Below are 6,901 nucleotides of genomic sequence, written 5' to 3'. Positions count from 1 at the left end.
TGAGGAGCCGGTGACGGCCGCTCTTGCGGACCTGGTGCGGGAGCGGAAGCCGGAGATATTCCTGTTTGGTGCCACGGCGCTGGGCCGGTCCCTGGCTCCGCGGCTGGCGGCGCGGCTGGGCACGGGGCTTACGGCGGACTGCACGGGGCTGGACATTGGTCCTGGGCGTCGCGTACTGGTGCAGACGCGGCCGGCCTTTGGGGGCAATCTGATGGCGGTGGTGGTATGTCCGCACCACCGTCCCCAGATGGCCACGGCGCGTCCCCGGGTATTCCGTCCCCTGGCTCCTGACTTCTCGCGTCGGGGCGAGGCGATCATCTTTCCGGTGGATGGTTGCCGTTTGCTCAGTCGGACCGTTTGCTTGAGTATGCTGAGGAAGTGACGGAGACGGTGAAGCTGGAGGATGGTGACGTGATTGTTGGGGGGTGGGGTCTGGGTGGGCCCGAGCACTTCTCCCGCTTTTCGAGCTGGCGCGTCTCTTGGGTGGTGCGGTGGGTGCCTCGCGGGCGGCGGTGGATGCGGGGTGGATTCCCTACTACCACCAGGTGGGGCAGACGGGCAAGACGGTGGCGCCCAAGGTGTACATTGCGGTGGGGATTTCCGGTGCCATCCAGCACCTGGCGGGGATGAGTTCGTCAGACGTGATCGTGGCCATCAACAAGAACCCGCAGGCACCCATCTTCAACTTGGCCAACTACGGTATCGTGGGCGACCTGTTCGAGGTGGTCCCGGCCCTGATGGAAACACTGCGAAGACAGAAACGGTGAGACAGGCAACCGCACGGCAGCATTTTGGAGGAAGGGTGGCCGATGGCACGGGTATTGGTGCTTGGTGCGGGCCTCATGGGCCCCGCTATTCCGAGCGACCTTCTGAAGCACGGGATCGCTGAACGCGTGGTGATCGCGGATATCGACCCCGGCCGCGTGGGGGAAGCGGTACGCCGCCTTGGGCCCGACCGCTGCGAAGGTATGGTCCTCGACGTCTGGAACCGCCGTGGTCTGGTGGATGCCATGCGGGGGGCAGACTTGGTGGCGGGCGCCTACCCGGTGGCGGCGGTGGCCCGGGTCACGGAGGCGGCCATAGAGGCGGGGGTTTCTCTGGCGGATCTGACCGAGTCGGCAGAAGGTTTCGACATCTTTACCTATCACGACCGGGCCGTGAGGGCGGGGGTAACGCTGTTGGGGTGCGGGGTGGCGCCCGGGCTGACGGACGCCCTGGTAGGGCAGGGGGCGGCCAGGCTCGACCGTGTTTCAGAGGGTGTCATTTATGGCGGAGGACTGCCTCTGCATCCCCGTCCGCCGCTCGGCATGCTGCTGCGCGGTCGGATCGGGGAGCAGGGGGTGGCCCCGCTGGAGAAGGTGTTTGCGGAGGCCGCCCTGTATGAGGAGTTGCGCGCGGAACTGGGCAGGCCCGGCATGACCATCACGGAGCGCTTCGAGGAGGAGTGAGCGGCGGCGGAAGGTGTGCACCCCGGTGGGCGACGAGGACGTTCCCGGCCGCTTGGCGCCGATATCGTGTCGCGGCCTCCGCGCGCCGCCGGGGTGGCCTGGGTGGCCCTTTGCATCCTTCGGGGAAACACATTATACTCCGGTTTGACCCATTGCCACGAGAGGCGCCACGCGTCAGGGCGGCAGGGGTTCAGCCAAGGGGTGCCCGCCAGGAGGGGGAGCCGATGGCTTTAGAACGTGAGATCGGCCGCATAGTGGGACACCGGTGGGTGCTGACGAGCCGCCTCGCACGAGAGGCTTACGCCTATGACGGCGGGATGGCGGAGGGCCTCCCTGACCTAGTGGTATTCCCGGGAAACCGTGACGAACTGGCGTCGGTGACGGCCCTGTGCTATCGCCAGGGAGTGCCGGTCATCCCGCGGGGTGCGGGCACGTGCCTGAGCGGCGGCCCGGTACCCGTCTCCGGCGGCGTGGTGGTTGCTCTCACCCGTATGAACCGCATCCTTGTACTGGACCCGGAGGACCGCGTGGCCGTGGTAGAGCCCGGGGTAACCAATCTGGATTTGCAGCGCGCCGCCGCCGGGTGGAATCTAATGTTTCCCCCCGACCCGGCGAGCCAGGCGGTGTCGACTCTGGGGGGCAACGTTGCCGAGAACGCCGGTGGGCCGCGCGCTGCCAGGTACGGGGTGAGCCGGCAACACGTCATGGGCCTCGAACTCGTCCTGCCCGACGGGACTGTCGCCGCGCTCGGTCAACTGGAAAACCCGGTACCGTGCCCCGACCTCCCCCGACCCCTGCTGGAACTGACCAGCCTGCTCGCGGGGTGTGAGGGAACACTGGCATTCATAACTAGGTTGGCCTTGCGGTTGACCCCGCTGCCCAGACAGCATGGTACCATGCTGGCGTTCTTCTCCAGCATGGAGCAGGCGGCCGAGGCCATCTCCCATCTGATCGCGGCACGCATGCTGCCCGCTGCCCTGGAGATCATGGGGCGTCTGGACATCGGCCTCGCCGAGGAACAGCTTCACCTGGGTCTGCCGACCGACGCGGAGGCCATGCTGCTGGTTGAGGTGGACGGCCCGGGCCCCGCCCTGCCCCGGCAGCTCCTCCTTGCCGAACAGATCGCCCGGCAAGCGGGTGGAACCGCCATCCGCTCTGCCACCGATCCCCTGGAAAGGGAAAGGCTCTGGGCGGCCCGCAGGGCATCCGCTGGCATGTACGGCAGACTCAAACCCACCTACCTGACCCTGGACGTCACCGTCCCCCGTCACCGCGTCCCGGACATGTTCCGCAAGGTGGCCGAACTGATCCGACAGACCAGCCTGCCCATCTCCCTGCTCGGGCACATGGGGGACGGCAACCTCCATCCGGCTGTCCTCCTGGATGACCGCCGCCCCGGGGAACTGGAACGTGCCCTGGAAGTGAGCCGCGTTCTGGTGGGCGAAGCATTACGGCTGGGCGGGACGCTCACCGGTGAGCACGGGATCGGCACGGAGAAACTAGAGTTCATGCCGCTTACCTTTTCTTGCTCCACGATCGACTACTTCAGGAGAATCAAACTGGCCTTTGACCCGAAGTGGCAGCTGAACCCGGGGAAGCTGGTCCCGAACCTGGAGGATGAGCCCGCTCCGGCACGGCTCGAGGTCGGCTCAAGGCCCCTGCACTCTGCCCCGGAGCGGGCGAAACCCCACAGCCGCGGGGATACTGAACGGGCCTTGCGCGAACTCGACCAGGCCCTGGGAGTGCGTTTGGTCACGGAGGACGCCCAGATGGCCGCGTTCGGGTTCGGGGGAAAGCACCGCCCCGCCGCGGTGGTTCTCCCCACCACCACCGAGGAGTTGGCGGAAACGGTCAGGGTGCTGGCTGCTCACGGCGTCCCGGTGTGGCCCGTGGGCACCGGGGAGCTGGTCAGAACGGCATTTGCACCCTTTGTCGGCGGCGTGGCAGTCTCTACGGCCGGGTTGCATAAGGTCGAGGACGTCACCCTGGAGAACCTCAGTGCCACCGTGCAGGCGGGGTGCCACCCCGGGGAACTCGATCGTGCGCTGGGTACCGCCGGCCCCTGCATGTACCCCGTGGATTGCTGGCGCTCACCCCGCTCCACCCTAGGAGGAGAAATCGCCACGAACGCCTCCGGCCCGGAGCGCCCCCGTTACGGTGCCACACGCGACAACCTGCTGGGGCTCGCCTTCCTGGACAGCCAGGGGCGAATCTGCCGCGTAGGCGGTCAAAGCGTAAAGAACGTGAGCGGTTATGACGTGACGCACCTGCTGTGCGGTTCCTGGGGAGCCCTGGGAATCCTGCTGGAAGCCACCGTGCGCCTCTGGCCCCGCCCGGAGACCCGGTGCACCCTCGCAACGACGGCGCGCCGGGCCACGGAGTTTCAGGTGTTCCTCAGAGATCTGTCCCGCTGCGGCTGCGACGCCCCCGTCCAGCTGCTATCGCCCGGGTCGGACGGAGACGCCTGGATGCTCCTGATCAGCCTGGCCGGCTTTGAAGAGGACGTCGCCTGGTGGACGCAACAGGTGCACGAGCGGGCCCATCTCCACCATTTAGAGGTGCATGTTCTCCCGGAGGCACAGGCGGAGGAAGCCTGGGATACCGTGAGGCAGCGTGCGGGATCGGCGTGGTGTCGCCAACTCAACGCCGCCGCCGACGCGTGCACGCCACCAGGCCCTCCCGGGTGGGCCGTGGGGTACGTTCTGGTGCCCCCGTCGGTGCTGCCCGCCGTTGCCGAGGATCTATACCGCACGGGTGTCGGCGGCGGGTGCCGCGTGACCCTGAACGCCTGCTGCTTCCTGGGTACCATCGACCTCATGCTGGAGGGGCCGGGGCCGGAAATCCGCGGACTCCTCCACCGATGGCAACAGATGCTGGGTGGCAACGGCGGCCTGGGCCTTTACGGCTGGCACGACAGCCTGGAGCCGGAGGTGATTCCCTGGCACCCGAAGGCGGCCTACCATCCGGCAACGCGCGACCTCGTCACGCGGCTGAAGCGGCAGCTGGATCCCGACAGCATCCTCTGCCCCACCGTGCGCCTGCTGTAGACCTCCGGGGAGCAGGGGTGCCGCACGCGGTGCCTCCGTCCTGCACTGCGGCCTGCGGGCCGCGCTCAGGCCGGGAGCACAGCGCTGGCCCCTGAGCTCCCTGGGCGCATGACTCGGTGGAGTTTGAGCGCCAGTTGAAGGTTAAAGCGGTCTTCCTGGTTGTCCAGGGAAACCCCGCAGAGCGCTTCCACTTTCCGCAGGCGATAGCGAACCGTGTTGGGGTGGACGAAGAGCTCGCTGGCGCACCGGACGGGATCGCAGTTGCACCGGAAAAAGGTATCCAGCGTTTGGATGAGGCCGGGCCGCCTCCTCTCCGATTCGAGGAGAGGCCCCAACATCTCGCGACAGAAACTGTCGACCTCGGGCCGGTTCCCCTGCATGAGGAGGACGCGGTAGCTGCCCAGTTCCCCGAAGGCCGTCACGTGGCCGGGCCCCTTCAGTTCCTTGCCCAGGTCAACGGCCTGGCGGGCTTCCCGGTAGGCTACGGGAAGCTGAAGTGCGCCCTGGCACGGACGGCTGATCCCCACGGAAACCGTGAGCCCCGGCAGGGTCCCGAGGGCCTCGTTTCTGATGGCGGCCGCCAGCCGGTTGATCTCGCCCCGAGAGAGGGAGTCTGCGGGTACCAGCACCGTCACGCTGTCGCTGAGGTCCATGCAGAGGCTGGCCGGAACGTGGAAGGCTGCCGACGCCCGTACCCTCTGCACAAATCGCTCCCGCACTTCCTGGGCGGCTGCCTCGTCTCGGGATACCTTCACGCAATAACGCTCGAAGTCGTCTATGTCGAAGACCATCACCACGTAGCTCGAGGAGACGTTCATGCCGGCGTGCCGGGCCCGCGACTCCAGGGCTTCCATGGAGGTGACGTTTCTGCTCAAGAGGTCCCAGAGGAACTGGTTCTGGAACCGGCGTTGCACCTCGGTGACGGCCTGCGGCTTGGCCATCTCCAGGGCCAGGACGGTCACCGCGTGTTCCAGGGCGGTGGACTCGACATCACCGACGGGGCCTGATGCCTTCAGCAAAACGTAAGCGTGCAGGCGCTTGCCTGCCCTCACCGGTAGGACCCGGAGGTCTTCTTTCCCACCCGCGGCGCCCGGTTCCCCTCCCGCTGTCCTTCCCAGTTCCTCCTTCAACTCCGCTTCCTCCCACGATCGGGACGGGGAAGCGGCCAGGATTTTACCCTCCGGATCAGCCACGGCGGCCCGTGCACGGGTGAGGGAGGAAAGCAGGTCCAGAACGCCCTGGATCCCCCGGCCCTCCAGGGCGGCTCGGGTGAACGTATCGTGGATCTCCTGCGCCCGGCTCAGGCGGACCGCCTGCCGGTTGATGATCTCGGTGTACAGCGGGACCATAACGTCTATCCAGGCGCAGTCAACGGGCATTTCGATGAGGGGCAGGTTAAGCCCGTCGGCGAGTTCTGCCATCCGGGCGGGGATGAACTCCACGTACCGCTTGAGTTTGATGCCCAGCCCGGCCGCGCCGCGATCGGCCAGGTCCTGGATCAGGCGGACCTGTTCGTCGGGGTTGTCCTTGAGCACAAAGATGTTGGACAGTAACAGTTCTCCGCCCCGGAGCCAGTTCTTGATGTCAGGGGTATCCATCACAGTTATGGTCCGGATGGCCCGGTCAAGGCCGCCCGCGCCGGCGATCACGCGTGCCCTCTGCATGATACCGATACCCAGCGCTTCAGCGACCGTCAGCACGTTATCACCCGCGTGTACTGTTCGCTGCGGGACAGCGATCCCCTGCCCGGCTTGGAGACCCTGCAAGACTGTATGCGTTTGTTTATAGCACGCCACACAGGGATGGTTGCGTTGCTTCCTTGGCGTTGGGGTTTAAAAGGCCTGCGGCTTGCCGGATACCACCCCACCGTGTGGCGGCTCTACTCCTGCGCGGCTGTGAGGGGGCGGGGTTTGTCCTGAACGTTGTGGATTTTCGTGGCGGGTCCTCGCTCGTTCTTTAGGCCGCTTTCACCTCCCTGGATGCATCTGGGAACACCTCTTTCTGGAGAGCTTGGACTAGAAAGGGAATATCACGGTAGCCAGCAGTGCGGTGGAACCGGGACTCAGCTTCCAGTAGGCCCGCCGCCGTCCACCGCAGTACCTGCTCGCCGTTCTGCCAACGCTTCACGTTACGGGCAACCGTGCGCACGGCGTCGAAAGCCGACTCCATAACGTTGGTGGATCGCAGGCTGCGAGCGAGCAAGTCCGGCAGCCCAACCTGAGTACCGTTGGGGCCTTCTGCCTGTGGCACGTTGCCACCTGATTGGCTAACAGTCCAACACCCGAGTTCGACAGTTTGTAGGGAGACGTAAGGCGTAGACGGGCTTCTCCCAATGATTTTCCGGCTGGAAATTTCTCCGCGTGTAACTACACCTGTCAGTTTCTGGGCTCGGCCAGGAGGACCAGG

General features: G+C 66.2%; 4 protein-coding genes and 2 pseudogenes. 4 read left to right on the top strand and 2 right to left on the bottom strand.

Translation table 11 applies throughout. The features are described 5' to 3' along the window. The 4 genes and pseudogenes from AB1609_12865 to AB1609_12850 form a co-directional block, all read left to right on the top strand. On the top strand, positions 1-382 hold a 382-nt coding region (locus AB1609_12865; GenBank protein MEW6047350.1), incomplete at its 5' end, for an electron transfer flavoprotein subunit alpha. A gap of 8 nt (positions 383-390) precedes the next feature. Further along, positions 391-767: pseudogene (locus AB1609_12860) on the top strand (electron transfer flavoprotein subunit alpha/FixB family protein). Between the two features lie 42 nt (positions 768-809). Further along, on the top strand, positions 810-1,448 hold the full coding sequence (locus tag AB1609_12855; GenBank protein ID MEW6047349.1) for a saccharopine dehydrogenase NADP-binding domain-containing protein: 639 nt from the start codon (positions 810-812) through the stop codon (positions 1,446-1,448). 224 nt (positions 1,449-1,672) lie between these two features. Further along, positions 1,673-4,495 (top strand): FAD-binding protein, encoded by a 2,823-nt coding sequence (locus AB1609_12850; protein MEW6047348.1) that lies wholly within the window; start codon positions 1,673-1,675, stop codon positions 4,493-4,495. A gap of 65 nt (positions 4,496-4,560) precedes the next feature. On the opposite strand, the gene AB1609_12845 is transcribed toward AB1609_12850, so the two are convergent. Together AB1609_12845 and AB1609_12840 are read right to left on the bottom strand one after the other, a co-directional pair. Beyond that, positions 4,561-6,195, bottom strand: a complete 1,635-nt coding sequence (locus tag AB1609_12845; protein MEW6047347.1) for a PucR family transcriptional regulator ligand-binding domain-containing protein — start codon at positions 6,193-6,195, stop codon at positions 4,561-4,563. Between the two features lie 256 nt (positions 6,196-6,451). Beyond that, positions 6,452-6,715: pseudogene (locus AB1609_12840) on the bottom strand (IS256 family transposase). Positions 6,716-6,901: the final 186 nt, after the last annotated feature.

The sequence above is a fragment of the Bacillota bacterium genome (genome assembly GCA_040754675.1).
In the GTDB taxonomy this organism is placed as follows: Bacteria; Bacillota; Limnochordia; order Limnochordales; family Geochordaceae; genus Geochorda.
This window is presented reverse-complemented; position numbering and strand designations above follow the sequence as displayed.